Origin of the sequence: Photorhabdus akhurstii, from assembly GCF_019090985.1 — a bacterium.
Lineage (GTDB): Bacteria > Pseudomonadota > Gammaproteobacteria > Enterobacterales > Enterobacteriaceae > Photorhabdus > Photorhabdus akhurstii.
On the sequence record NZ_CP020335.1, the window covers coordinates 74,094 to 99,995 of the forward strand.

Consider the following 25,902-nt stretch of genomic DNA (forward strand, 5'->3'; position numbering starts at 1 on the left):
TTAGCGCTCCGTGTTGCTATATAGAGAAAGGATCAGTTCGTAGTGCTGCATGCGTTGTAAAACCGGCTGAGGCTCAAAAGTTGCATCCTCCCTGGCGGCAATCTCCAGGGCTTCGGTAAGACACTGACCGGACTGGAGCATAGCAACAAATTGCATTTCCGCACGGCTGAGCAACATTATTCGCACGTCGTCGGCAACGCGGCACAGTAGCATATGTTCCGGCTGGAATGGGTCCAGCGCCATCTCGTTTTCACTTTGTTGGTGTAAGGCCCACAGGCTGAAGACAGCATAATCTGAACTGAAAAGCCGTACCGAAGGATGGAGCACCATCCGCAACTGTGCGGGATCGTCAACGGGAGCTGCTTCTGTTGTCTGTTCGGTAGGGTCTGCCGCGTGCAGCGATTCAATAAACAACATTTCCAGCCGGGTGAGATCACTCAGCCAAGGCCAGTCTGCCAACGGCTGAAACGTCGCAATCCAGTCCGGCAATTTAGCGCCATAGCCTGCCAAAACAGGAGAAGAAGGCGGTTGTTGACGTATAAACTCCGCCGCCATCGCGCGGAAAAAGTCCTCTCCGAGTTGGGCTAGAAGGACGGGGCAGTTTTCGGCCAGTGCGTCGATCAGCGACGTTATGACATTATTACGATAAACCGCAAAACGTACCGCTGGATCGCTACCGTTCCAAGCTGTCAGCCCTTCTGGCACCATGAGGTCGGGGTTAAGGAGGGCTTTATACAGTTGTTGTTGCATTTTTCGTGCTCTCCGTAATGTAACGCTGGGCATGGCTGGCTTCGTTCAGCAACACATCTAATGGTGGAATATTGCTGTCCCATTCGAGCAGGGTGGCGATCGGCCCCGTTTCACGCAGGGTCTTGTTATAGAGATCCCAGACAGGCCCGGTCACATGACTGTCGTGTGAATCAATCAGCAGCCGGTCGTTTGCTCCATCGCGGCTTTCCGTATAGCCCGCCAGATGAATCTCACCGACACGGTGAAGCGGTAGCTCGAATAGCATCTTCTGTGGGCAGCGATTATGGTTGACGCCACTGATATAGAGATTGTTCACGTCCAGTAGTAGTCCGCATCCGGTGCGGCGTATCACCTCGGAGATAAAGTCAGTCTCGCTCATGGTTGAGGCACTGAACTCGACATAGGTGGACGGGTTTTCCAGCAGAATGGGGCGACGCAGCGCATTCTGTACTTGATCGATGTGTTCGCAGACCCGGGTCAACGTAACGTCGGTATAGGGCAGCGGCAGCAGATCATTGAGAAATAGATCGTTGTGCGTCGACCAGGCAAGGTGTTCAGAAAAAATGGCAGGTTGGTAGCGTTCAACCAGCGCAGCAACACGTTGTAAATGGGTCTGATTCAGAGGATTTTCTCCTCCGATGGACAGGCCCACTCCATGAATAGAAAGCGGATAATCCTGGCGAATGGCGGTCAGTGCCTGATGAAACGGACCACCCGCAACCAGATAATTTTCCGCGTGAATTTCAAAAAAACCAATGTCGGGTTTATCGCGCAGAATAGCGTGAAAATGTTCCGGCTTTAATCCGATCCCTGCTCTGGCCGGAAGCCTATTTAGCATGAGGCGGTCAGGAGCATCACGAGAGACGCTGTGTGAGGGTAAAGAAATTGTCATCGTATGAGCTCCTGCCTGATACCGGAATTACACTTCTTTAAATGCGTCCAGTTGACCAAAGCCGGTCGGGGAGGTCGGAGACTTCATTTTTACGCAGGAGCCCGCGGGTACCATTTTCCAGGCGTTACCTTGATAATCCTTTTTGAGGTACCAGCACAGGTGGTGCCTGCACCTGCTTTACAGTCGTTTTTCCCTTTCAGAGAAACGCCATAGCATTTCTCCATTTTGCTGCCGGAATCCGCCATTGCTGAAGTGCCTACCGTAATCAGCGCGCTACCTAAGGCCAGAGCCAGTAATGCTTTTGTCGTTTGTTTAGTCATAGAACGTTCCTTTTATATTTGTGTAGAAGGTGAATTACTGCTTTGCTGAAACAAGCATTTGCTTCACTCCATTAGTCGCACCACACATTAATTTCTTACAGTGAATATGAGAAAAAAAATGATTTTTTTATAGTTGACTGATTTTTAATGACTTATTTTTGTGAATCAGATATCGGTCTGTACAAGAAACAGGCTTATTTTAGGATGTTTTCTATATGTTCATCGTAGTAGGCGTGAAAGCGGGGTGGTTGTGGTCGTCATAGTACATCTGTATCAAGATGCCAAAAAACTTCCGATTAAACCTAATAAAAAGCAGGTGTTAAAAGTGGTAAAAACAACGGTCAAAACCTTATACCGATTAAAACTAGAAGGTAAAACAACGGCCTTTAATAATGGTTTAAAATATGCCCATCATAAAACTATTAATGGAAAATGAACCGTTTTAATAATATTTTCAACCGCGGAATAAACTTTTTGATAAACCAGTTAAATAATCGAATATGAAAAATCGGAATACCTTAAATAGGTCAGTTTAAGCTTGCTTTACGCTGTTTTTAATCTGTTTAATCGTATTGCTTTTCTGTCAGATTAAACTATCAGACTTTTCACCATTGATGATGCAAAAACACTCCTCGTTTTTTAAATAGGTTTTTCTGTGGCTTGAAATGTGCACGTAGTGAACGTGCACATTTTATCGATTTAAGGATGGGCAATAAAGCCAACAGCTTCATACACTTTATCTAGCGTAGTCTGAGCGCGGGCTTTTGCCTTCGCTGCACCTTCCGCCATGATTTTATTCAGAAGGACTTCATCGTTACGGAAATGATGGAAACGCTCTTGTAACTCAGTCAACATACCGGAAACGGCATCAGCAACAGCACTTTTTAAATGACCATACATTTGGCCTTCAAATTCTGCTTCTAGTTCAGGAATAGTTTTGCCAGTAACACCCGCGAGGATATCTAATAAGTTGGAAACCCCCGGCTTTTGTTCCAGATCGTAGCGAACACGGGGAGGCTCTTCTGAATCTGTGACGGCGCGTTTTATCTTTTTAGCGGCTGATTTTGGATCTTCCAACAAAGCGATAACGTTGTTGCGATTATCATCTGACTTGGACATTTTCTTTTCTGGGTCTTGAAGAGCCATAACACGGGCGCCACCGGTTGGGATAAACGGTTCTGGTATAGCGAAGATATCGCCATAGATGGCATTAAATCGTTGAGCGATATCACGGCTCAATTCAAGATGCTGTTTCTGATCGATACCTACTGGAACTTGGTTTGTTTGGTATACCAAGATATCCGCAGCCATCAGTACTGGATAGTCAAACAAGCCTGCATTGATATTTTCGGCATGACGAGCTGATTTGTCTTTAAACTGGGTCATACGGCTGAGTTCACCGAAATAGGTATAGCAGTTCAGAACCCAGCTTAATTGGGCGTGTTGTGGGACATGAGATTGGACAAAAATAGTACTTTTCTCCGGGTCGATGCCACAAGCTAGGTAGAGCGCTAGTGTATCCAGAGTGCGTTTTCTCAACTCTTTTGGGTCCTGGCGGACCGTGATTGCATGTTGGTCAACAATGCAATAGATGCAGTCATAATCATCTTGCATTTTAACCCACTGGCGTAACGCTCCCATGTAGTTACCGATGGTTAATTCACCGGAAGGTTGTGCGCCGCTGAATACAATAGGTTTTTGGGAGTTTAGTGTTTCAGATACAGTGGGTTCATTCATTTTATTATGCTTCCTGAAGTTTCAAAGATGGGAGTCCAATTGTGGATAGCAGATCCGAAAAATCCGTTAGTATGCAATCTGGGTTGCTTAATGCAATAGATTCACCGTAGTTATATCCATAAGTTAAACCAACACAAGGGCAGCCAGCCGCTTGTGCCGCCAAAATATCATTACGGGAATCACCGACAAAGAGCAGTTCTTCCTTACGCAGTCCGAATGTGCCCATTGTTAAATAAATAGGTGCCGGATGTGGCTTTTTCTCTTTAACATCATCACCACCTAACACTAATGAAAAATACTCACTAATGCCTAAAGAAGCTAGTAGAGGAGCAATGAAAGGTGTTGGTTTATTGGTGATGATACCCATTGGCAAATTGTGTTTTGCCAGTTCAGCCAATGTAACTTTGACTTCCGGGAATAACTGACTGCCTGTTGTTACAGTTGTTTCATAGAAACGGTCAAACAACTCACGGGTTTCTTTATGCAGTTGCGCAGTCAATTTGACGCTGGCCCATGTCAACGCCCGTTCGACCATAATATCTGCGCCGTTACCTACCCAGGCAGCAACCCGCTCTTTTCCCGCAGCAGGGAGATCTTTGGCTAGCAGCGCTTGATCCAATGCATCAGCCAAACCACCGGCACTGTCTACCAGTGTGCCATCCAGATCAAAAGCGATAGCACGAATACCTGTTAATACCTTACTTGCCATGAGATACCTTTGACAATTCACTACGCATATTATCAATAACAGTTTTGTAATCTGGTTGACTGAAAATGGCTGAGCCAGCAACAAACATATCTGCCCCCGCGGTTGCTGCCGCGGCAATATTGCTAGCTTTAATACCACCGTCTACCTCAAGACGGATATCATAACCGCTTTCATCAATGATTTTACGAACCTGACGCAATTTCTCTAGTGTTCCAGGGATGAAAGATTGGCCACCGAAACCGGGATTTACCGACATCAATAGAATGATATCCAGTTTATCCAAGACATAATCAAGATAACTCAATGGAGTTGCAGGATTGAATACCAAGCCAGCTTTACAACCATGTTCTTTGATGAGTTGTAAACTGCGGTCAATATGTTCACTGGTTTCTGGGTGGAAGGTAATGTAAGTCGCCCCTGCTTTGGCAAAATCAGGGATGATGCGGTCAACCGGTTTTACCATCAAATGGACATCGATTGGCGCAGTGATGCCATAATCCCGCAGAGCCTGGCAGACCATAGGCCCGATAGTCAGGTTAGGGACATAATGGTTGTCCATAACATCAAAGTGAACAACATCTGCCCCGGCTGCCAGCACCTTAGCGGTATCTTCACCCAGTCGCGCAAAATTTGCAGATAAAATGGATGGGGCAATCAGAAAATCTTTCATTATCTTCTCCAAATCGTTTCTATCATCCCTTAATTGCCAGGCAAAAGGGGAGTGGATAAATCAGCGATATAATGCCAAAAGTTCGTCTACCTTACTGCGGGCAAGGATATTCCTGCTGATAGTACGACGTGCTTTGACAATATGAAGTGAAGCTTGATAGTACCATTTTCGTGTCATTGGCGTATCGTGGTTGGATATTAAAACAGGAATTGCACGTTCTGATGATAACTTAAATGCAATATTTGCCAGATTTTCCTGATCTGCAATGTTAAAACTATTAGTGTGATACGCCGTAAAGTTCGCTGTTGCTGACAAAGGCGCATAAGGTGGGTCGCAATAGATAACCGAGCCTTTATGTGCTTCGTTCAACGTGTGTTGGTAGTGCTCACAGATAAAAGTCGCATTTTTGGCTTTTTCAGCAAACCAGTGTAGTTCTTCTTCAGGAAAGTAGGGCTTTTTATAACGGCCAAAAGGTACGTTAAATTTACCATGAGAATTATAACGACAGAGGCCGTTGTAACAATGGCGATTGAGATAAAGGAATAACACGCTGCGATAGAACGGGTCAGTGCTTTGGTTAAATTGCTCCCGTAACTGATAAAAGTGTTCGGCTGTATTGTATTCTTGGGTAAACAGAGGGCGTGTGTGGACGATAAACTCATTAGCCCTGAGTTTTACTGTGTTGTACAGGTTAATCAGGTCACTGTTGATATCAGCGAGGATATAAGAATCGTAGTCTGTGTTCAAAAAGACAGAACCTGCGCCAACAAATGGCTCTATCAGACAACTACCGGCTGGCAGATGACGTTTGATGTCATCTACCAACGGGTATTTTCCACCGGCCCATTTTAAGAAAGCGCGTTTTTTTTTCATGCTGTCAATAAGTACTCAATCGTTCCAGAGCCGCAGATTGTACTCTGTTTAGGACAGCATATCAGCGCCTAATAAATATTGTTTTATTTTCTTAGGTCTTGTTGCACTTGCTGCATCGTTCTGACCCAAGGTTTTTTCGCCTGAATCTCGGCCGGTAGAGATGAAACAGCCCGTTTAGCTTCAGAAACGGAACGGTAATCACCATGAATTAAAACAAACCAAACTTTTCCATTACGTTTAGTTTCATAAACTTTGTAATGAGTAAGATTATACTTTTTAGCAAAAGCGGTCAGTGTATCTGAGCGGCTGGCACTACTTAATTGTAAAGTGTAGTGGTTTGCCGGGGTTTTCGATAAATCATTACTGGTGCCGCTGACCTCATGGTTTTTACTGCTAGCATGATTTGTCGATGGTTTTGATTTAGCCAGTGTTTCTGATTTCAGTGGACGGATATTTTCCGATTTCTGCTGTATCACTGGCGGCGGTGTTACTGTCTGTTGTTGGGCTTGATTCAGATTTTGCACTGCATGATTTATATTACTTTGTTGTTGAGTCAGTGCATCAGGAATATTTCCTGGTAATTCAATGCGCTGATTTTGGGTTTCGCCATTGTTGGTTTGAGGTTGATGAGGTTGAGTTGCAGCACCACTAACAGGAGGAACATGGATTTCCTGTGGCCTGTTAATTGTATTTGTGGTGTTACTCTCTGATGTTATGGGTTGATTGTTATCGTTGTTGGACGATGAGCCGGATAAATCAATATTCTTCTCGGCAACATTTGGCGATTGCTGTTTTTCATGCTCAGTTGGGGCTTTTAAAGCAGAACTGATAGCAATAATCAGCAGTACCAGCACTAAAATACCAATGCCGAGCATCATTTGCTGACGTGAAATCGCAAATTTAGGTTTGTTTAATGGCTGACGCGAGCGTGAAGGACGGCGATCTGAGGTATCTGGCCTAAACTCACTGTCTACTCTTTGAGCCGCTCTTTGTTCATTTTCTGATTTGAATTCGTCCATATAGCCCTCCAAACAGAGCCAATACTGCCAATTGCAATTGAAGCCAGTCCGGCCGGCTGACTTAACTAAGATAGAAATTTGTCTGATAGAATTGTTATTTTATGACACAACAATCAGATGTATGCAAAAAAACATTTAGTTTAATGCCATAAGCATACAACTTACTTAAAATTTACACATTTTCATGGTAAGCACTGACGAATAGCGTCAATAACACAATTGTGTTCAATATCTGAGCGGAGATCAGCTTTACCTATTTTTGTTGGAAGAACCAGCCGTAATTTACCTGCTATAACTTTCTTATCTCGCATCATATGTGGGAGATAGGCTTCTGGCGGCATGTTTTGTGGCCCGTGTACAGGCAGATTTGCCCGCTCCAACAATCGGATAATGCGTTGAGTATCCTGTTCGGAGAAGTTATCAGCAAGTTGAGCTGTTCTCGCTGCCATGACCATTCCTGCGGCAACTGCTTCTCCATGTAACCAGACACCATATCCCATTTCTGTTTCGATGGCGTGACCAAAGGTGTGACCAAGGTTCAACAGGGCACGCAAGCCACTCAATTCTTTCTCATCTGCTGCGACAACTTCAGCTTTCAATTCGCAGCAACGACGGATGCAGTAAGCCATTGCTTGGGTATCGAGAGCCAGGAGTTTACCCATATTATCTTCAAGCCAGCTAAAAAATGCGCTGTCGAGAATGATACCGTACTTAATGACCTCAGCCAGACCGGAAGAGAGTTCGCGGGCTGGAAGCGTTTGCAGGCAGTTGAGATCGACCATTACAGAGGCGGGTTGATAGAATGCGCCTATCATATTCTTGCCGAGAGGATGGTTTACTGCGGTTTTTCCTCCGACAGAGGAATCAACTTGAGCAAGAAGGGTGGTAGGCATTTGAATAAAACGGACGCCACGTTGATAACAGGCAGCGGCAAAACCAGTTAAATCACCGATTACGCCGCCACCGAGAGCGATAAGTGTTGTGTCCCGGCTGTGGTTATTTTCCAGCAAAGCAGAAAATACGTCATTTAATACGGAAAGAGATTTGTACTGTTCACCATCAGGGAGAATCACTTCATCTACCCGAATCCCGGCTTGCTGCAAGGCGGCTTTTACTTTTGCCAAATACAGCGGAGCTAGGGTTTGATTCGTTACCAGCATAACCTGCTGGCCTGCTTTTAGTGGTGCAAAAGCAGAAGGATCGTCAAATAACCCTTTTGCAATGGTAATTGGGTAACTACGTTCCCCTAAAGTGACAGTGATCTTTTCCATAAGCAGCCTTCGCCTTAATTATTTATCGCTGTACAGACTTGCTTGAATCAGTTTTTTTCCAGTAACTCAATGATTTGGTTAGCGACAACTTTAGCGCTCTGTTCATCGGTACGGATAGTGACATCAGCAATTTCCTCATATAGAGGGTTACGTTCGCTTGCTAAATTTTCTAAAACTTCACGTGCTGGTGCATCGACTTGAAGTAAGGGGCGTTTTTTATCGCGCTGGGTGCGTGCTAACTGTTTTTCAATGGTGGTTTCCAAGTAGACCACGACACCACGGGCAGACAGACGATTACGGGTTTCTCTGGATTTCACAGAACCTCCGCCAGTCGCCAGTACAATGCCTTGTTTTTCAGTGAGTTCGTTAATCACTTTTTCTTCGCGCTCGCGGAAGCCTTCTTCGCCTTCCACGTCGAATACCCAGCCCACGTCAGCTCCGGTACGTCGCTCAATTTCTTGATCGGAGTCATAAAACTCCATATTGAGTTGCTGAGCTAACTGACGACCAATAGTGCTTTTGCCGGCACCCATAGGCCCAACCAGAAAGATATTACGTTTCTCTGCCATGTTTTTGGTATTACTAAGACTATTCGTTAATGATAACCCGCCCCGCTAATCAAATCAGCAGCGGGACCTAAACTGAAACCTCATGAGCGGTAATGTGAGATCAGATAACAAAATTATCTCAGTACATCAGCCAGTTTTGCAACTATATAAATCAATGATGAGCTTTTTGTAACGAAAGCTCTGGTTTCATTGGCTGATTATTGTGATGTTAAACCCGACCACTCAATTAGCTAACTCTTGTATGCTAAATCGGACTCAGCGTCAAATCTATAAACAAGATTAGTTGGAAAAATCTGCGTATCATCATACAGAATAGTTAAGTTTTTTATGTCCAACTCACTGATATAATGGTTATATTTTTATTTTTGATCAAATGTCCATCAGTTGAGGCGTAATAAATATGACTAACTCTCGTCGGCTGTGTTTATGGCCCTTTTGGTTAAATAGTGAACCGAACAATGGAATGTCTGATAGATAAGGTACCTTTTGGGTTTGCTCGCCTTTTTTCTGTTGAAAAATTCCACCGAGAATAAGTGTCTCACCATTCTTTACAGTAACTTGAGTTATTATTTCCTGTTTGTCGATGGTTAAATTCTCACCTCCTCCTTGACTTATTGAGATCCCTGGCATGTTTTGGCTGATTTTCAGAGAGAGTCTGATTTTATTTTTTCTCAGTATATGGGGGGTAACTTCCATTCCTAGTACGGCTTCTTTAAATTGCACGGTACTTTTCTCTTTTTCTTGGCTGACGTAGGGAATATCAGAGCCTTGCTTGATGCTGGCTAGTTGTTGATGTGAGGCGGTTAATCTTGGACTAGCGATAATATCTAGTTGGTTTTCTTGCTCTAAGGCACTGAGTTCCATTTCCAGTAAACTGGTGTGAATGCGGGCAATATTGAACGCAAATCGATGCATGTTATCGTTGGCTGCTTGGTTAATATTGAGGCGGTTTATACCCGTTGTTGCATTAATCGGCTCCCCTATCGGCATGCCCCAGTAAATGCCGAGTTCATGTAGTGCTTCCCTGCTGCTGGTCACGATATGTGCCGTAATTTGCACTTGCTGTTGTGGTGTATCTATCTCTTTCAGCCAATTTTTTATCTGTGCGATGGCGATGGGGGTATCCTGTAAAATCAGACTATTAGTTTCAGGATCAAAATCAACTTTACCCTCTTTTGTTATCAGTGCGGGTCTATTTTGCTTGAGATTCAGAGCAATTCTTTCTGCGTCTGCATAGTGTAATACGGTTGAGAGGGACTGAATTTCGGTCTCATTGACTGATTGATCAAATAACTCAACCGATTGCTCTTCTGCCTCTATCATAGGGGGAGCAAAAGGATTTCTTATTTCTGCAACAACAATAGTGGGCAGAAAAAGGATCAACAGAATAAATTGCTTAGTCATAAAACTCCTCATGTGAGGTTTCTGACAGGGTGATTTTGACGTTTAGGAATTCACCTGATGGCGAAATGGAAAGCTGTTTAATCAACAGCGGTGGATGTAACGTTTGTAACGCTTCAAGAAAATTCAGCATCTGTTCGTAGTTCAAATAAATTGTGATTTGCCAGAGCGTTTTTTCCCCTTCTTTTTTACGTTGCCACTCAAGAACTTGTGCGCCAGAATTTATCAATGGCTGTTGCAGTTGTTTTATTGCGGTAATTTTTACCGCATTTTGTCGCGGCTTACTGAGTTCATTTTCTATTTGGTTGATATGTTGTTGTATATCTTCCAATAGCGGTAGCTGATTTAGTCGTTCATTGGTTGCTTTGGTATTGATTTGTTGAACTGCTATTTTTTCTGTCAGACTACTTCTCTGTTCAGCTCTTTCTTGCCAGAAGAAAAGATAAAACAGAATCAGAAATGACATAATGAGAGTTTGCTGCCAGATAAAGAGCAGCCAGGTTGGTTTGGCAAACCACCATAGGTAGTCACTTTTTATCATTGGCTATCTCCGTCTGCCAGTTAGCGTCAATAGTAAATTGTCTGATTTGTTGTTCGGTGGTGGTCATCTTTTTTAGTTGAATTTCAGATAATTGCCTGTTGTTTTCAAGATTATCCAGCAGAGACGTCATACTGGAATAATCCAGACTATTAGCAACCAGTTTTAATTGACCTGCCTGATCATCGAAAGCAGTTAACCAACTTCCTTCCGGTAATAATTCAGGTAATTCATTAAATAATTGCCAATGTTGTTGGTTCTGTTTCAGCCACGTTTGTTGCTGTTTTAATTTATAGGTCAGTTTGTTGTGAAGATTGATCGCTTCCTCTGTCTGAGTTATCTGTTGTTGCAAATGTAATTGCTGCTGGCTGAGTTGTTGTAATTGCCTTTGATGCTGATTAATCGTTTCCTGTTGTTTTAGTAACATCCAGACGAGCACTGTCAGCCACAACATCAGTTGCAATAAGAGAAAAATCACCCACCAACGATAACGATGTCTTAGCCGGGTTTGGCGCCAAGGTAGAAAATTAACCTGATACATCATTACTTATCATCCGGTCTGAGTGCTAAACCACCGGCTATTACATATTCCATCAATTGAATTGGCAGTGGTGGTTGATAGTGACGAAATGCTGTCAACATATCCCAAGAGTAAGTTCCTTCAGGTAGGTCTTCTTGTTGGTAGCTACTGTAGTAAACCGGTTGTTCAGCCATAGATGAGGCAGATAATTGACGGATAATCTGTTGTGGAGAAGCAGCCGTATTTGCTGATACCAAATCATAAGCGAAGGGGGCATTGGCAGGAGATACCCATAACCAGCCGGATTGTTGCCTGTGTAGCAACCAACTATCAGCGGGAACGCCGGCATATTGCGCTATATAGCGTAGGGCACAGGGAGCAATATCAATGGCATCTGGAAATATTCCTGCTTGTGCAAGACATTGTAGCCAGAGGTTGAGATCTTTCTGGCGGGCGGCGCTGATGTAGGCGTTTTGTTCAATGATACGGTAATCCAGCGCCAGTTCTCGGGTGTTAAAGGGAAATTGTTTCTCGGCGCTGGCGTTGATAAACCAGCTTTGTTCCGGCTCTTTAAGGTTGATATCTGGAGGTAAAATCAGACTCTTCTGCAATGTTTGTTGTACAGGCAGGGCGAGTCTGAAACTGATTTTTTTAGGTAATTCTTGGCGCCATTGATTTAAAATATCACATAATATTTCTGGCCGTTGTAAACGACCTTCTGGCATAACCGCATCAGATAAAAGATATTGCCAGCAGTGGCGAAGCTGCCAGCCATCTCGGCGTTTTATAGCTGCGACGGCGCGGAGGGCGCCATTTTGGATGTCTAATCCGACATACCATTTTGGTGAATACATCTATCGATCTCCATATCAGTAATTTTAATAAAAGACCATATTCAAGGTGCTGTGTAACCTTTATACTACGCGCCGATTGTTTATAAACCACCCGACTAACGTGGCATGGGAAATTTCAGGTGAAGTTCGTAAAGTATTTTTTAGTCTTTGTCGTGAGTTGCATTTTTCTGGGAACGGCCTCGATTTTTGGTATGTACAAATATATCGAGCCTCAGTTACCTGATGTGGCGACATTAAAGGATGTTCGATTACAGACACCAATGCAGGTGTTCAGTGCGGATGGCGAGCTTATTGCCCAATATGGTGAAAAACGCCGTATGCCTCTTGAGCTGTCCGAAATTCCACCCATTATGGTGAAGGCGTTCATTGCAACGGAGGACAGCCGTTTTTATGAGCATCATGGGGTTGACCCTGTGGGGATCATCCGGGCAGCATCTGTCGCAATGAGTTCAGGCCATGCATCACAAGGGGCAAGCACCATTACTCAGCAACTGGCGAGAAATTTCTTTCTCACTCCTGAGAAGACGTTGATGCGTAAAATCAAGGAAGTTTTTCTGGCCATCAGGATTGAGCAATTGCTGAATAAGGATGAGATCCTCGAACTCTATCTCAATAAAATTTACCTTGGTTACCGGGCTTATGGTGTCGGGGCGGCGGCTCAAGTCTATTTTGGTAAGAGTGTCAAAGAGTTGACATTGAGTGAAATAGCCATGATTGCCGGTTTGCCAAAGGCGCCTTCTACATTTAACCCGCTTTATTCGTACAGTCGGGCGATTAACCGCCGGAATGTGGTTCTGAGCCGTATGCTCAATGAGGGCTATATTACTCAGCAGCAATATAATCAAGCCAGAAGTGAAAAGTTGGTCGCTAATTACCATGCGCCCCAGATTGCTTTCTCCGCGCCCTATTTGTCCGAGATGGTGCGTCAGGAGATGATTGAGCGTTATGGTGAGAATGCTTACACCGACGGTTATAAAGTTTACACCACGATTACGCGTAAACTTCAGTTGGCTGCCGTGGATGCGGTTCGTAATAACCTCATTGATTATGATGTGCGTCATGGCTACCGTGGAGCGCAGGAAATCTTGTGGAAAGTGGGCGAACCTGCTTGGGATCGGGAACAGATTGTCAAGAAGCTTAAGACCTTGGCAAATTATGGGTCGTTAATGCCGGCTGTGGTGACCAGAGCGGGTAGTGATCAGGCGATAGTGATGTTGCCTGATGGCAGTAGTGCGGAATTGCCAATGGCGGGTGTCCGTTGGGCCAGAAAGTTCAGATCTGATAGTGCACAGGGGGCGGTTCCTCGTAGTGTGAATGAAGTAGTTCAGGTTGGTGAACAGGTTTGGGTTCGGAAAGTAAAGGATATTTGGTGGTTGGCACAAGTGCCGGAAGTTAATGCGGCTTTGGTCTCTATTGATCCAAATGATGGTGCTGTGAAGGCGCTAGTCGGTGGGTTTGATTTCAACTTGAGTAAATTTAACCGTGTCACTCAGTCGTTACGTCAGATTGGTTCCAATATCAAACCATTTCTCTATACCGCAGCGATGGATAAAGGGCTGACATTGGCTTCATTGCTGAATGACTTACCCATTAGTCGTTGGGATGCTGGAGCCGGTACTGACTGGCGTCCGAAAAACTCACCACCGACTTATGTTGGGCCAATCCGTTTGCGTCAGGGATTAGGGCAATCGAAGAATGTCGTGATGGTTCGGGCAATGCGAGCAATGGGAGTCGATTATGCTGCTGATTACCTCCAACGGTTTGGTTTCCCGGCACAAAATATAGTACGTACAGAATCTCTGGCTTTGGGATCGCCATCATTCACACCAATGCAAATGGTACGTGGCTATTCGGTCATGTCCAATGGCGGCTATCTAGTTGATCCTTACTTTATTACTAAGATTGAAAACGACGATGGCGATATTCTATTTGAGGCTAAGCCTAAAATTGCATGTCCGCAGTGTGATATTCCAGTAATTTATGGGGATACGGTACGTTCAATCGAACTTTCTGAAAACTCAATTGAGAATGTTGCTCAATCTCATGTCAGACAACAAGAGATATTGCCGTTACCTGAATTGGAAAGAGCGCCGGTAATTGATAGCCATGAAGATGCGCCAAAATATGCTCCTCATGTTATCAGTACTCAGTTGGCATTTTTGATCCATGATGCTTTGAATAGCAATATTTTTGGCGAGCCGGGTTGGTCAGGTACGGGGTGGCGCGCCTCACGCGATCTGAAACGTCGTGATATCGGCGGCAAAACTGGAACAACTAACAGTTCAAAAGATGCTTGGTTCTCAGGTTATGGGCCAGATATTGTCACCACGGTTTGGATTGGTTTTGATGACCACCGCAGAAGCCTTGGTCGTACCGCGGCCGGTGGCGGTGAAGCGGGCGCTAAGAGTGCGCAGCCAATTTGGGATGACTTTATGAAAATCGCACTGGAGGGGGTTCCTGAAAAAGAAGTCACACCTCCTCCGGGGGTTGTTTCTGTCGTGATAGATCGTAAGACAGGTAAACTTGCTGGCGGAGGCGGGGATACCCGTAGTGAATACTTCATTGACGGAACTCAACCTACAGAGAGTGCGGTGCAAGAAGTTGGCACAACTTTAATTGAGAATGGTGAAAGCCAAGAATTATTCTGAGGATAAGACACAGGCACAACGGGAGCGCTGTTGTGCCTGTGAACTTCAACGGTGTTTTAAATATTTTTGTGCCAGAAATAGGGCGCAGACATTACGCGCTTCGTTGAAATCAGCGTGATCCAGTAATGACATCATATCTGCTATTGGCCAGCGTATTTGTGGTAGTGGTTCAGGTTCATCCCCTTCCAGTCTTTCTGGATAGAGATTTTCAGCAATAACAATATTCATTTTGTGAGAAAAATAGGCTGGAGCCATAGTAAGTTTGGCTAATTGTTCTATTTTTCTGGCACCAAAGCTGACTTCTTCTTTTAATTCACGGTTAGCGGCTTCGAAGATATTTTCCCCAGGGTCGATCGCGCCTTTAGGAAAGCCCAATTCGTACTGCTCAATGCCGACTGCATACTCACGAATAAGCAACAATTCATCCCCAATGACCGGGATTATCAGAACAGCTTCCCGATTGACCGGACGCATTCGTTCATAAACGCGTTTTACACCGTTACTGAATTCGAGATCAACTGACTGAATATGAAATAAACGTGAATGAGCAATGTCCTCTATGTTTAGGATTTTAGGGTTTTTCAGGTCATTCATAATTGCCCCTGATGGTTTAGTATTGGTTGAGTTGAGTGTCTGTGCATTATTACATCATGAATTATTTCATTAACCTTAGATTTTATGATGAAATTAGGTACACTCCATAAGTTGACTAAATATGGCCGATTATTTTGATAAATGATATACCCGTTATCTTTCAAGTTGTCTCTTTGTTGGCTGCGCTCACTCACCCCGGTCACATAGTTCCCTATGCTCCCGGGGATTCGCTCCCTTGCCGTCGCGATGCACCTTGAAATCCATAGGGTATAGTGATTATCGCTGGTTATTGTTGTTACTGTTATCTTTATCCTCTTTGGAAATAGATCTATGCTGTAGATAGTTTAGTGTGTGATTATATATAACTCATTGTAAAATAAATTAAAAAAACAGATAGAAATAACCTAATTCAGAACTTAACGTGTAGTTGCTAATTTGCAAACAACAATAGCAAGATTGTCATGGGTATGGGGATAAAATGAGCGTAACAGTCGTTATATTGGCTATCTTGATAATTAGCTTGATTGTCATGGCTTCCTTTCTGATTTTCAAATGGAAGCTACATGATAATGCCTGTTATCTGCCTTCTGTTGCTACACCAACCTATCGTAAACTTAATGCTGATGAGTGTCAGGCTATTGAATGTTATTTGAGTCGAGTGTTGCCGCCAGTTGTAACAGACCGTATTAATAAAACAAGTTGGCCAATTCTGATGGGTAAAAATGATATGGTTTATACTATCTGTCATTCCATTACCCGGTTTTCTGTTGCCTCGGATGAACTACATAGCTGGCGTTATTATATTGATATGGCAGAAGTTCATTTACCGTTTTTCCTTGAGCCTTTTATTAAACAACAGAATATTATTGATGTTGTTCACACTGCGACAATACCACTGGTTATTTCGATTAATGGTCACTTTCTGAAAGATTTTCAACAGGATTTTCCTTCTGCTCCGGTAATTTCAGAGGCATCTCATCAACAGGCATCGATCCAGAAAAATGGTGAAACCAGCGTAAAATTACAAAATATCCGTAAAGAGACATTAGAAGAGTACCGGTTAAATCACTCATCGGGGATTTGGGAGGGGGGATTTTTGTGTTTTGGATTTTTCATTTGGTTTCTTGCATTACTTTCACCAACACTGCTTTTGCCGTGGCTGATGTTGATTGCAGGCAGCTTAGTCGTTGTCAGTTTTTTGCCGCTATTTTGTCCACTCTCAATATGCAGGCGCCAGGATATTCACTGTTTTACCGGTATACCAAAACGATGGGGATTATTTGGCGAATTTGAACAAGGGCAAATGAGTAATATTTCACTTGGTGGAATTGATTTGATTTATCCTCCTCATTGGGAGCCTTATGTTGCTCACTATCTTGATCAAAAAACCAATATTGATATTTACACTAACGGCCAGGTAGTCAGGCAAGGGCATTATCTCTCTTTGCATGAGGAAGAAAAAAATTACCCTTACCGTCGTTATGGGAAAAATCTCATGATGATCGTTAGCAGTTTGCTGATTATGTTACTACTCTATTTTTATCAGCCTGTTAGTGTACCGATGAAACTCAGTTTTGCCTGGTTGCGTGGCAGCAGCACAAAAGTCGTCACTGACGCTAGTATGATGGAAAGGATGGAATTGCGAGTTGGGGATATCCTGAAAGCAAAAGGGGTTGGTATGTGTTATATGCCGCCAAACAATATGAATGGTAAAGGAGACACCTATTTTTCTCCATTCGATTGTTCGGGGATATATTGGAATAGAGTTAATCCACTGCCAATACCAGAATCAGAAATTATAGAAAATGCCGCTAAACTGATTGCAACTGTTAATAAGCAATTACGTTTACAGGAAAATGACGATGTAATAAATCCAGACCTTGTTCAGGAGACTTTCAAATCTGGCATGATATTATTGGATAATTTCCCTGATATTATATTGAAAACTAAAGAATTATGTGAAAAAGAAACCGACTGTTTACGATTAAAAAATGCTTTGGTTAACTTGGGTAGTGCTAATGATTGGCTAACTTTGTTAAAGAATGCAGAAAGTGGCAAATTAGATGGCACTCATGTTTTATTGCGTCCGGCTGGCGCTGAAGCTTTGGGAAAATTGGTTGATGCAACTACATCATCATTTATCTACCGGGAAATAGATAAAGTCGCAATGCTGCTTAATAGTCCTTCTCCTGGCGGTGTTCTGCTTATCAGTGATGAAGGCAAACAACTGGTTGAATATATAACGCCGGCTATCATCTCTTATGACCATAGTGCGTTGGAACAATGGCGTGAATTACAGCGGTTATCGGATATGGTATTGCAAACACCCTTTGAGACAACAGGAATTATCACGGAATTGTCTGTAGACAGTCATGGAACTCGCCGGATTGTGTTGCATAATGAACTGGATTCCATGACGCTTGCTCGTTGTATTGGTACTACTGTTTTATTCTTGACTCTTTTTACGACCTTAATCATTAACTTTGTGCTGGTTGTTAAGAAAAATCGGCAGAATAAACAACGTCTAAACAAAATCAGTCAATATTACGATAACTGTTTTAATACACTTTTTCCGCCTACGCGTTGGCGATAATTGACAATGGTATGTTAGGCTTTGCTTTATTTGCCAAAGCTGGTGGTAAGAGGAAAAATGAAGGGTAATTCAGACTCCGATCAAGCTGTCCGTCTGGATAAATGGCTGTGGGCGGCCCGTTTTTATAAAACACGGGCTATTGCACGAGAAATGATAGACGGTGGTAAAGTTCACTATAATGGTCAAAGAAGTAAACCAAGTAAATTGGTTGAACCAGGGGCTGAAATTAAACTGCGTCAAGGTAATGATGAACGTATAGTTGAAGTTCTTGCGTTGAGCAATCATCGACGTAGTGCGCCGGAGGCGCAGCAACTTTACCAGGAGACGGAAGCGAGTATTGCTAACCGGGAAAAAATGGCAATTGCTCGAAAAATGAATGCATTAACTATGCCTCATCCTGATCGCCGACCGGATAAAAAAGAAAGACGCACGCTGATTAAGTTTAAGAACACCAAATTAAGTGGGCAGGAATAACCTGCTTGAATGAGAGATAGTTATGTTTAAACAAGACCAATTGCACCGCTTTTTATTTGAGAATTATTCTGTACGTGGTGAGCTGGTTTTAGCCAGTGAAACTTACCAGCATATTTTGGAAAATCATGATTACCCGCAGCCGGTACAGCAATTATTGGGAGAACTGTTGGTAGCAACCAGTCTATTAACGGCAACCCTGAAATTTGATGGCGATATTACGGTTCAAATTCAGGGGGATGGTCCGGTCAAATTGGCAGTGATTAATGGTAATCATCAGCAACAAATGCGAGGTGTCGCTCGTATTGATGGATTAGTGCCTGAAAATAGCAGTTTGAAACAGATGGTTGGTACAGGCTATATGGTTATTACCATTACGCCAACTCATGGTGAGCGTTATCAAGGTGTGGTTGCGCTGGAAGGTGAAACACTGGCGGATTGCCTTGATGATTATTTCAGACAGTCTGAACAGCTACCGACTCGTTTATTTATCCGTACTGGCATTCAGGATGGAAGGATTGCTGCTGGTGGTATGTTGTTACAGATTCTGCCAGCTGCGGAACAGGGGAGTGCAGAAGCTTTTGATCATCTGGTGCAACTTACTGCAACCATTAAAGGTGAAGAGTTATTTTCATTGGAAGTTAAGGAAATCTTGCACCGTCTTTATCATGAGGAAGATGTCATATTATATGAACCGCAAGCGGTCGAATTCCGTTGTACTTGTTCTCGCCAACGTTGTGCTGACACATTAGTCACACTTTCCGATGAGGATGTTAATCATATTTTGCAGAAAGATGGCAACATTGATATGGCGTGTGAGTATTGCGGCACGCACTATATTTTTGATGCTGATGATCTTGCTGCAATCAGGACGGAAAAAAAGAACCGATTCCATTGATATTCGATCTAAACAAATTTTTTCACCTTTTAAGGCGCGATTTCGCGCCTTTCTATCAAATTCATCATAATACTCAGAACTATTTTCGTGCCTTTGGCCCAAGATCAAACTTAAAAAAATAGTGGGTTTTCAATTTTTTGATAACTATCGCTGTTAATTAATCATAACTATTTATTATTGCTCACAGAAAAAGCGTGACTACCCACCAGGAGCAATGACATGAGTGTTAAAGGCATTACCCCGCAGGAACTCGCGGGCTACGGAATTCATGATGTTAACGAAATTATTTATAATCCAAGCTATGAGTTGTTATTTTCAGAAGAAACCAAACCTTCACTCAAAGGCTGCGAGAGTGGCACTCTGACCAACCTGGGGGCTGTGGCTGTCGATACGGGGATCTTCACGGGTCGTTCACCCAAGGATAAGTACATTGTTCGTGATGATGTCACCTGTGACACCGTATGGTGGGCCGACCAGGGAAAAGGTAAAAATGATAACAAGCCATTACAGCAGGAAACATGGACACATCTGAAAAGCTTGGTAACTAAACAGCTTTCAGGCAAACGTTTGTTTGTGGTTGATGCTTTCTGTGGTGCTAATGCAGATACACGATTGAAAGTCCGCTTTATTACAGAAGTTGCGTGGCAGGCCCACTTTGTTAAAAATATGTTTATCCGTCCATCAGATGAAGAGTTGGCTGAGTTCAAACCAGATTTTATTGTAATGAACGGTGCAAAATGCACCAACCCGCAATGGCAAGAGCAGGGTTTGAACTCTGAAAACTTTGTTGCGTTCAACCTGACAGAGCGTATGCAGCTTATTGGCGGTACCTGGTACGGCGGCGAAATGAAGAAAGGGATGTTCTCTATAATGAACTACCTGTTGCCACTGAAAGGTATTGCTTCGATGCACTGTTCTGCCAACGTGGGTGAAAAAGGGGATGTTGCGGTCTTCTTCGGCTTGTCCGGTACAGGTAAAACCACACTTTCTACTGATCCAAAACGTAAGCTGATTGGTGATGATGAGCACGGTTGGGATGATGACGGTGTGTTCAACTTTGAAGGGGGTTGTTACGCGAAAACCATCAATCTGTCTAAAGAGGCGGAACCCGATATCTATCATGCGATTAAACGTGATGCGTTGCTGGAAAATGTTACTGTACTGACAGATGGCACGGTTGATTTCAATGATGGTTCAAAAACGGAAAACACTCGTGTTTCTTATCCTATCCACCATATTGAAAACATTGTTAAGCCGGTTTCCAAAGCGGGCCATGCAACTAAGGTCATTTTCCTGACTGCGGACGCATTTGGTGTGTTGCCTCCAGTATCCCGCTTGACACCTGAACAGACTCAATATCACTTCCTATCTGGTTTTACGGCAAAATTGGCAGGTACCGAACGTGGTGTGACTGAACCGACACCCACATTCTCTGCATGTTTTGGTGCTGCATTCCTGACTTTGCATCCAACCCAATACGCGGAAGTATTGGTAAAACGTATGCAGGCGGCAGGCGCTAAGGCTTATCTGGTGAATACGGGCTGGAATGGTACGGGTAAACGGATCTCGATTAAGGATACCCGCGGGATCATTGATGCCATCCTAAATGGTGATATTGAGGAAGCTGATACCATTACATTACCTATTTTTGATCTGGCGGTTCCGACAGCATTACCGGGTGTTGATACCGATATTCTTGATCCACGTAAGACTTATGCAGATAAATCTCAATGGGAAGAGAAGGCGAAAGATTTGGCTCATCGTTTTGTCGACAACTTTGATAAATATACCGATACCTCGGCGGGGGAAGCTTTAGTGAAAGCGGGCCCTAAACTGTAATTGTGAATTTTTTAGCCTCATCCGTTAGGGTGAGGCTTATTTGATATTTATGCCGGAGGAAGGTCAAACAACAATATTTCGCTATCGTTGCTGCTGTTAAGTTGAAGATTGATTTCATCCCGGATAGCCAGACCATCGCTGGTGGTGGCTTTGATACCATTAACCGTCACTTCGCCACGAATGACTTGTATCCAAATATAACGACCTTTTTCTGCAACATATTCGGCGGTTTCGTGATCCTTAAGTACCCAACGCCATAAAGTCATATCCTGAAATACTTTCAGTGAACCATCCCGGGCATCAGGCGAGAGCACCAATTGGCGACCTTGTACATCATCAAAACGGCGCTGTTCATAACGTGGTGTTAAGCCTGTTTTATCTGGGCTAATCCAGATTTGATATAGATGCAATTGGCGCTCTCTGTCCGGGTTGTATTCTGAATGACGAATACCGGTACCTGCGCTCATAATTTGGAATTCACCGGCAGGTACCCGTTCTTTATTTCCTATACTATCCTGATGTTCAACGGTGCTGGAAAGAACATAGGTCAGTATTTCCATATCCTTATGCGGATGGGTACCAAAACCTTGACCTGCTTGGATGGAATCTTCATTAATCACTCTCAGAGCTGAGAAACTCATAAAATTGGCGTCGTAGTAGTTGGCAAATGAGAAGGTATGCCAGCTCGTTAACCAGCCATGATCGGCATGGTCGCTCTGATGCTTTACGTAAATGGATCATATTCAAATCTCCTCAATAGTTTTTACAATCTAATTGAGAAGAGCTAGCATTAAAGCTTAAAAAGCTGAATTAAATTTTCAAATATTTTGAATGATTGGCAATTGGATTAATTAATAAAAAAAAGCCAGCACCCGGCTGGCTAAAGTAAACACTGGAAGCAATGTGAGCAATGTCGTGCTTTCATCTGTACCCTGAAGACGGTTCATCTGAAAGCGATACGAATGATAATAATTATCACTATCGATTGTAAAGCGTTTTTTCTGGTCAAAGATAGAATAATGGTGAAGTTTTATTCTAACTATTTGATAAATATTGCTATTTATATAGAGTTAAGTGTGATTTTTAAGGGAAAGCAAACGATTTCACCGAGTCGATTTGTTAAGTGATCATCCTAAATTATTCAGTAAATTTGACATTTTATTAAGAGTCTTAACAGAAGTTACCGTAAACCCTTATCCAAGGTTTATTTGTTAAAATTATTTTATTCAGGGCTGAAAAGTGCTTAGAAAAGTTGAATAAAACTAATATAGCGTTGGAATTTAATTTACCGTAGCCAGCTATTTATTTTGCAAAATGTATTGATGAAATAATTATGCTGTAATGAATTTTAATGTGCAGCTCAACGCCAAATTTTCTCTAAAATTTACCCATTCTGAATTTGTTTACTCTAATAAGCTGTTTCCTTTATATATTCTGACTGTATTTTAAACGTCATGAAAGATATCTTTTCAGGTAATTATATGTGGCATTTTTTGGCGTGGATTATGTTAACAGGTTTGACTGTTTGGGGAATGATTAATCATTCACTAAATCAGAATTATCAACAACAAACAGTTTCATTTAATATTCTTTATCGAGAGCTGAGTGAAAAGTTGGCACAACATGACGTTATTGTATCGCTAGCGGATACTAATATCGAATTAGATCAGTTACAGGAAAACTTTCCGCAAATTGTCGGATTGCAAGAGATGCCAATGAATGTATTAATATTCCCTATAATCAGTGAAGAGGGAGAAGGAAGATATTGGCTTAATAGTAAACGTGATAGTATCCGGTTATTGATAGATCTCAATATTCTGATGAAAGATCTATCATTATTATCACAATTTCGGATGGTACAACTGGATTGGAATAGTCGCCCATTGATTACCTATGGGCTGGAGAAAGAGCACTATTTTTGGAACTGGGAGAAAAAGTTAACCAATCGTTTTCAGCCTTTTGTGCTTAAAGTGGGTAACGACCAACAATGGTCTAAACTTCCGTGGGGCTATATTGCTTGTCTTAGTTTTTTATGGGCAGTGATTATCTGTTTTATCTTTTTAATTCAGAAGAATAAAAGATTGAGGAAAATTTCTGATTTACGAGCACGTTTCTTTGAATTTACCCGCTTAAATACAATGGATGAAGTGGCAACGGGTGTTGTTCATGAGTTAAATCAGCCTTTGACTGCGATTATGAGTTATAATCAAACCGCATTGCGGTTAATGAAAAAGCAGCAATATGATAAAGTGACGCCGATATTGGATTCATCCATTTTGCAGACTCAACGCATCGCAAATTTATTGACGCAATATCGTCAAAAACTGACGGCCGGTAGTATTATTTTTCAACCTGTAAATATTCAAGCGATATTAGGTCGAGTTGAGATATTGCTCGGAAATGAAATTAAGACTGGTAAGATCAGGATAATAAAGCATATTTATGATGAGCTGCCAATGATATCTGCCGAGCCGTTATGGATTGAGCAAATATTCCATAATTTAATCAGCAATGCTATTCAGGCACAGCAAGAGCAAGGTCAGTCAGAATATCAAAATTGGATCTGCATCGATATCGCTTATATTAATGAAATGATAAGAATCACCATAACAGATGGTGGTCCTGGATTAAGTGATGAAGCTTTAAAGAACGTGTTTATTCCATTCTTCACAACACGCCAACAAGGTATGGGATTGGGAATGACGTTAACGGAAACATTAATTCATAAACTTGGTGGTGATATCAATGCTGAAAATTGTGAAACGGGAGGAGCGCGTTTTATTATTTGGCTACCAACTAATAAAGGTAAGGAGAAATAATGGCGGCAGTGATTTATCTCATTGATGATGACGAAGCGATCCGTGACTCATTATCTATGTTATTAGAAACAATGAATTGGCAGGTAATTTCATTTCCTGGTGCGCAAGAATTTCTTGATGAAATTGGTAGCAAGAATATTACAGCGCTTCAGGGATGTATTTTATTGGATATTCGTATGCCGGGAAAACCTGGATTGGCATTGCAGGCGGATCTATTGAAACTCAATAGTACATTACCGGTCATTATCATGACCGGACACGGAAATATTGATATTTGTCGTCGTGCTTTTAAGCATGGCGCTTTCGAGTTTTTAACCAAACCTATTGATGCAGATTTATTAATTGAAACAGTTTCAAGTGCATTATTATTTCATCAGAAAGTATTTAAGCAACGTCAGATATATGAACAATTAAAAATGAAATTCAGCCAGTTGTCTGAACGTGAAAGGGAAGTGATGAAAATTATTTTAGAAGGTAAAACCAGTAAACAAATTGCTCAACAGTTATCGTTATCACCACGTACTATTGAGGTTCATCGTGCCAATATATTTCATAAGTTGGACATACATTCTTTACCGCAGTTAGTCAAAGAGTATGAGTTATTTAAGTCATTATCTCATGACTAAGTATTTCTACTGAGTCGAATAAGTAATTGGCCGAATAGCTATAGCCGATAAACCTCACTAAGTTAGAACAGGATAATTCATCAACTTAAACTTAATGAGGTTTATCTATGAAACATTCTCTTTTCTATACTGTACTGGCAGCAGGTTTATTCGCTCAAACGGCTTTTGCTTCATCACTAATTACTGAACGTAATATTACCCTTGAGGTAGCAAATAAATTAGCTTCTGAGGCAATTCTGTCCTGTAAATCGAATAATTATAACGTAGCGGTTTCTGTTATTGACAAAAGTGGAGTTTTGAAAGCGGTTCAGCGTATGGATAAAGCCGGGTTGCATACCGTTGAGGCGAGCAAAATGAAAGCTTATACTGCGTTATCTACCCAGAGAACGTCAGAGGACGTAATGAAAACGGCGCAATCAAATCTTGGTGCTCAATATTTAGGGGATATTCCAGGCTTCCTATTACTTGGTGGTGGTGTTCCGGTTAAATCTGGTGATGAAGTGATTGGTGCAATTGGTATTGGTGGCGCACCGAGTGGTTCTTTAGACCAACAATGTGCTCTTGATGCAATTCAGAAAATTTCATCAGATTTATCTTAATCATAACGATTTATAAAATGTACCGGGGTAACGATAATGAATTAAATCTCCATTTCTACTCATGATGACAATATTCTTTGTATTGATTTTAGGAATGTGGAATTTAGGTTTAGTATCTTTCATAATCGTACTCTTGCATAGAGACAATAACTAAGAATTAAGTTATTGTCTCTTATTGATTTTGTTTATAGTTAATATGTTAACTTTATCCTCAGATTTATTTAAATATATTCTTAGTTAAAGTGTATATAATTGACTCTATTGTTTGTTTTATAATGACATTAAAAATTAAAGTGAATAGGCTATTTGGGGGGGGTATTCAATTAGGTGAGTTTGGTTTTAATTGGAGTGAGAATATAAATTGACGTGGAAGAACAGACTTACATGAAATATAGTTTTTTAATGAAGACAGAGATGATAGAAAAGGTAGTTATAATGTCAGTAAACAAGTGCATATTAAAGATATTAGAAATTCTACATATCAGGATATGAAAGAATTTATTAATTATCCCGATTATAATCTTATTTTAGGCTATTGTTTTGGTCGCAATGATCAAGCTTTACGTTTTTACACAGGTGCAGGTCCTTTAACAAGTTACACTTATATCTAATGCAAGAAAAAACGCAGGATTAGGAGGAAAGAAATGACTTAATAATCCTGCATCACCAAAAATGCTTTTTTGCAGAAACAA

The 25,902-nt window shown here is 42.1% G+C and carries 23 protein-coding genes and 3 pseudogenes; 10 read left to right on the forward strand and 16 right to left on the reverse strand.

Annotated features, from left to right (window positions below):
• From B0X70_RS00370 to B0X70_RS00380, 3 genes and pseudogenes are all read right to left on the reverse strand, one after another.
• The gene (locus tag B0X70_RS00370; protein ID WP_217470623.1) at positions 1-750 is read right to left on the reverse strand and encodes an HvfC/BufC N-terminal domain-containing protein; all 750 of its coding nucleotides are present in this window, start codon (positions 748-750) and stop codon (positions 1-3) included.
• On the reverse strand, positions 731-1,642 hold the full coding sequence (bufB, locus tag B0X70_RS00375; protein ID WP_217470624.1) for an MNIO family bufferin maturase: 912 nt from the start codon (positions 1,640-1,642) through the stop codon (positions 731-733). The genes B0X70_RS00370 and bufB overlap by 20 nt, the downstream gene beginning before the upstream one ends.
• 27 nt (positions 1,643-1,669) lie before the next feature.
• Positions 1,670-1,962: pseudogene (locus tag B0X70_RS00380) on the reverse strand (BufA1 family periplasmic bufferin-type metallophore).
• A 244-nt stretch (positions 1,963-2,206) separates the two neighbouring features.
• Between B0X70_RS00380 and B0X70_RS00385 the strand changes: the two are divergent.
• Positions 2,207-2,398 (forward strand): hypothetical protein, encoded by a 192-nt coding sequence (locus tag B0X70_RS00385; protein WP_217470625.1) that lies wholly within the window; start codon positions 2,207-2,209, stop codon positions 2,396-2,398.
• Positions 2,399-2,661: 263 nt separating this feature from the next.
• On the opposite strand, the gene trpS is transcribed toward B0X70_RS00385, so the two are convergent.
• The 11 genes from trpS to pilM form a co-directional block, all read right to left on the reverse strand.
• A complete protein-coding gene (gene trpS / locus B0X70_RS00390; RefSeq protein ID WP_214069282.1) occupies positions 2,662-3,699 on the reverse strand; it encodes a tryptophan--tRNA ligase in 1,038 nt (345 codons plus the stop codon).
• 4 nt (positions 3,700-3,703) lie between these two features.
• The gene (locus B0X70_RS00395; RefSeq protein WP_217470626.1) at positions 3,704-4,408 is read right to left on the reverse strand and encodes a phosphoglycolate phosphatase; all 705 of its coding nucleotides are present in this window, start codon (positions 4,406-4,408) and stop codon (positions 3,704-3,706) included.
• Positions 4,398-5,078: a ribulose-phosphate 3-epimerase gene (rpe, locus tag B0X70_RS00400; RefSeq protein WP_036779454.1), complete on the reverse strand. Its 681-nt coding sequence runs from the start codon at positions 5,076-5,078 to the stop codon at positions 4,398-4,400. Before rpe ends, B0X70_RS00395 begins: the two co-directional genes overlap by 11 nt.
• Before the next feature lie 60 nt (positions 5,079-5,138).
• Complete coding sequence (gene dam, locus B0X70_RS00405; protein WP_036779452.1) at positions 5,139-5,951, reverse strand: adenine-specific DNA-methyltransferase; 813 nt, start codon at positions 5,949-5,951, stop codon at positions 5,139-5,141.
• Positions 5,952-6,034: 83 nt separating this feature from the next.
• Positions 6,035-6,970: an SPOR domain-containing protein gene (locus B0X70_RS00410; protein WP_217470627.1), complete on the reverse strand. Its 936-nt coding sequence runs from the start codon at positions 6,968-6,970 to the stop codon at positions 6,035-6,037.
• Between the two features lie 182 nt (positions 6,971-7,152).
• Positions 7,153-8,241 carry a 3-dehydroquinate synthase gene (aroB, locus tag B0X70_RS00415; protein WP_214069284.1) on the reverse strand — a complete coding sequence of 363 codons (1,089 nt, stop codon included), beginning with the start codon at positions 8,239-8,241 and terminating at the stop codon, positions 7,153-7,155.
• Between the two features lie 47 nt (positions 8,242-8,288).
• Entirely contained in the window at positions 8,289-8,810 is a 522-nt protein-coding gene (aroK, locus tag B0X70_RS00420; RefSeq protein ID WP_036779445.1) for a shikimate kinase AroK, read from the reverse strand.
• 369 nt (positions 8,811-9,179) lie between these two features.
• Positions 9,180-10,214: a type IV pilus secretin PilQ gene (gene pilQ, locus B0X70_RS00425; protein ID WP_217470628.1), complete on the reverse strand. Its 1,035-nt coding sequence runs from the start codon at positions 10,212-10,214 to the stop codon at positions 9,180-9,182.
• Positions 10,207-10,752 carry a hypothetical protein gene (locus B0X70_RS00430; RefSeq protein WP_036779441.1) on the reverse strand — a complete coding sequence of 182 codons (546 nt, stop codon included), beginning with the start codon at positions 10,750-10,752 and terminating at the stop codon, positions 10,207-10,209. Before B0X70_RS00430 ends, pilQ begins: the two co-directional genes overlap by 8 nt.
• Complete coding sequence (locus B0X70_RS00435; protein ID WP_036812569.1) at positions 10,739-11,293, reverse strand: PilN domain-containing protein; 555 nt, start codon at positions 11,291-11,293, stop codon at positions 10,739-10,741. The genes B0X70_RS00430 and B0X70_RS00435 overlap by 14 nt, the downstream gene beginning before the upstream one ends.
• On the reverse strand, positions 11,293-12,123 hold the full coding sequence (pilM, locus tag B0X70_RS00440) for a pilus assembly protein PilM (protein ID WP_110086029.1): 831 nt from the start codon (positions 12,121-12,123) through the stop codon (positions 11,293-11,295). The genes B0X70_RS00435 and pilM overlap by 1 nt, the downstream gene beginning before the upstream one ends.
• A gap of 119 nt (positions 12,124-12,242) precedes the next feature.
• Between pilM and mrcA the strand changes: the two genes are divergently transcribed.
• Positions 12,243-14,771, forward strand: coding sequence for a peptidoglycan glycosyltransferase/peptidoglycan DD-transpeptidase MrcA (gene mrcA / locus B0X70_RS00445; protein ID WP_217470629.1), 2,529 nt, complete (start codon positions 12,243-12,245; stop codon positions 14,769-14,771).
• A 45-nt stretch (positions 14,772-14,816) separates the two neighbouring features.
• On the opposite strand, the gene nudE is transcribed toward mrcA, so the two are convergent.
• Positions 14,817-15,365 carry an ADP compounds hydrolase NudE gene (nudE, locus tag B0X70_RS00450; protein ID WP_046396756.1) on the reverse strand — a complete coding sequence of 183 codons (549 nt, stop codon included), beginning with the start codon at positions 15,363-15,365 and terminating at the stop codon, positions 14,817-14,819.
• Positions 15,366-15,843: 478 nt separating this feature from the next.
• On the opposite strand from nudE, the gene B0X70_RS00455 reads away from it, so the two are divergent.
• The 4 genes from B0X70_RS00455 (at position 15,844) to pckA (ending at position 21,166) form a co-directional block, all read left to right on the forward strand.
• Entirely contained in the window at positions 15,844-17,958 is a 2,115-nt protein-coding gene (locus B0X70_RS00455; RefSeq protein ID WP_217470630.1) for an intracellular growth attenuator family protein, read from the forward strand.
• A 57-nt stretch (positions 17,959-18,015) separates the two neighbouring features.
• Positions 18,016-18,432: a ribosome-associated heat shock protein Hsp15 gene (gene hslR, locus B0X70_RS00460; protein WP_036779429.1), complete on the forward strand. Its 417-nt coding sequence runs from the start codon at positions 18,016-18,018 to the stop codon at positions 18,430-18,432.
• A 22-nt stretch (positions 18,433-18,454) separates the two neighbouring features.
• On the forward strand, positions 18,455-19,327 hold the full coding sequence (gene hslO, locus B0X70_RS00465; RefSeq protein ID WP_214040550.1) for an Hsp33 family molecular chaperone HslO: 873 nt from the start codon (positions 18,455-18,457) through the stop codon (positions 19,325-19,327).
• Between the two features lie 219 nt (positions 19,328-19,546).
• Entirely contained in the window at positions 19,547-21,166 is a 1,620-nt protein-coding gene (gene pckA, locus B0X70_RS00470) for a phosphoenolpyruvate carboxykinase (ATP) (RefSeq protein ID WP_217470631.1), read from the forward strand.
• 47 nt (positions 21,167-21,213) lie between these two features.
• Here pckA and B0X70_RS00475 read toward each other — a convergent pair.
• A pseudogene (locus B0X70_RS00475) lies at positions 21,214-21,907 on the reverse strand (pirin family protein).
• A gap of 764 nt (positions 21,908-22,671) precedes the next feature.
• Between B0X70_RS00475 and B0X70_RS00480 the strand changes: the two are divergent.
• The 4 genes and pseudogenes from B0X70_RS00480 to B0X70_RS25845 all read left to right on the forward strand — a co-directional run.
• A complete protein-coding gene (locus B0X70_RS00480; protein WP_246593392.1) occupies positions 22,672-23,985 on the forward strand; it encodes a sensor histidine kinase in 1,314 nt (437 codons plus the stop codon).
• Positions 23,985-24,611 carry a response regulator transcription factor gene (locus tag B0X70_RS00485; RefSeq protein ID WP_217470633.1) on the forward strand — a complete coding sequence of 209 codons (627 nt, stop codon included), beginning with the start codon at positions 23,985-23,987 and terminating at the stop codon, positions 24,609-24,611. The genes B0X70_RS00480 and B0X70_RS00485 overlap by 1 nt, the downstream gene beginning before the upstream one ends.
• A gap of 107 nt (positions 24,612-24,718) precedes the next feature.
• A complete protein-coding gene (locus B0X70_RS00490; RefSeq protein WP_217470634.1) occupies positions 24,719-25,210 on the forward strand; it encodes a GlcG/HbpS family heme-binding protein in 492 nt (163 codons plus the stop codon).
• 407 nt (positions 25,211-25,617) lie between these two features.
• Positions 25,618-25,821: pseudogene (locus B0X70_RS25845) on the forward strand (hypothetical protein); the annotation flags it as partial.
• Positions 25,822-25,902 lie beyond the last annotated feature (81 nt).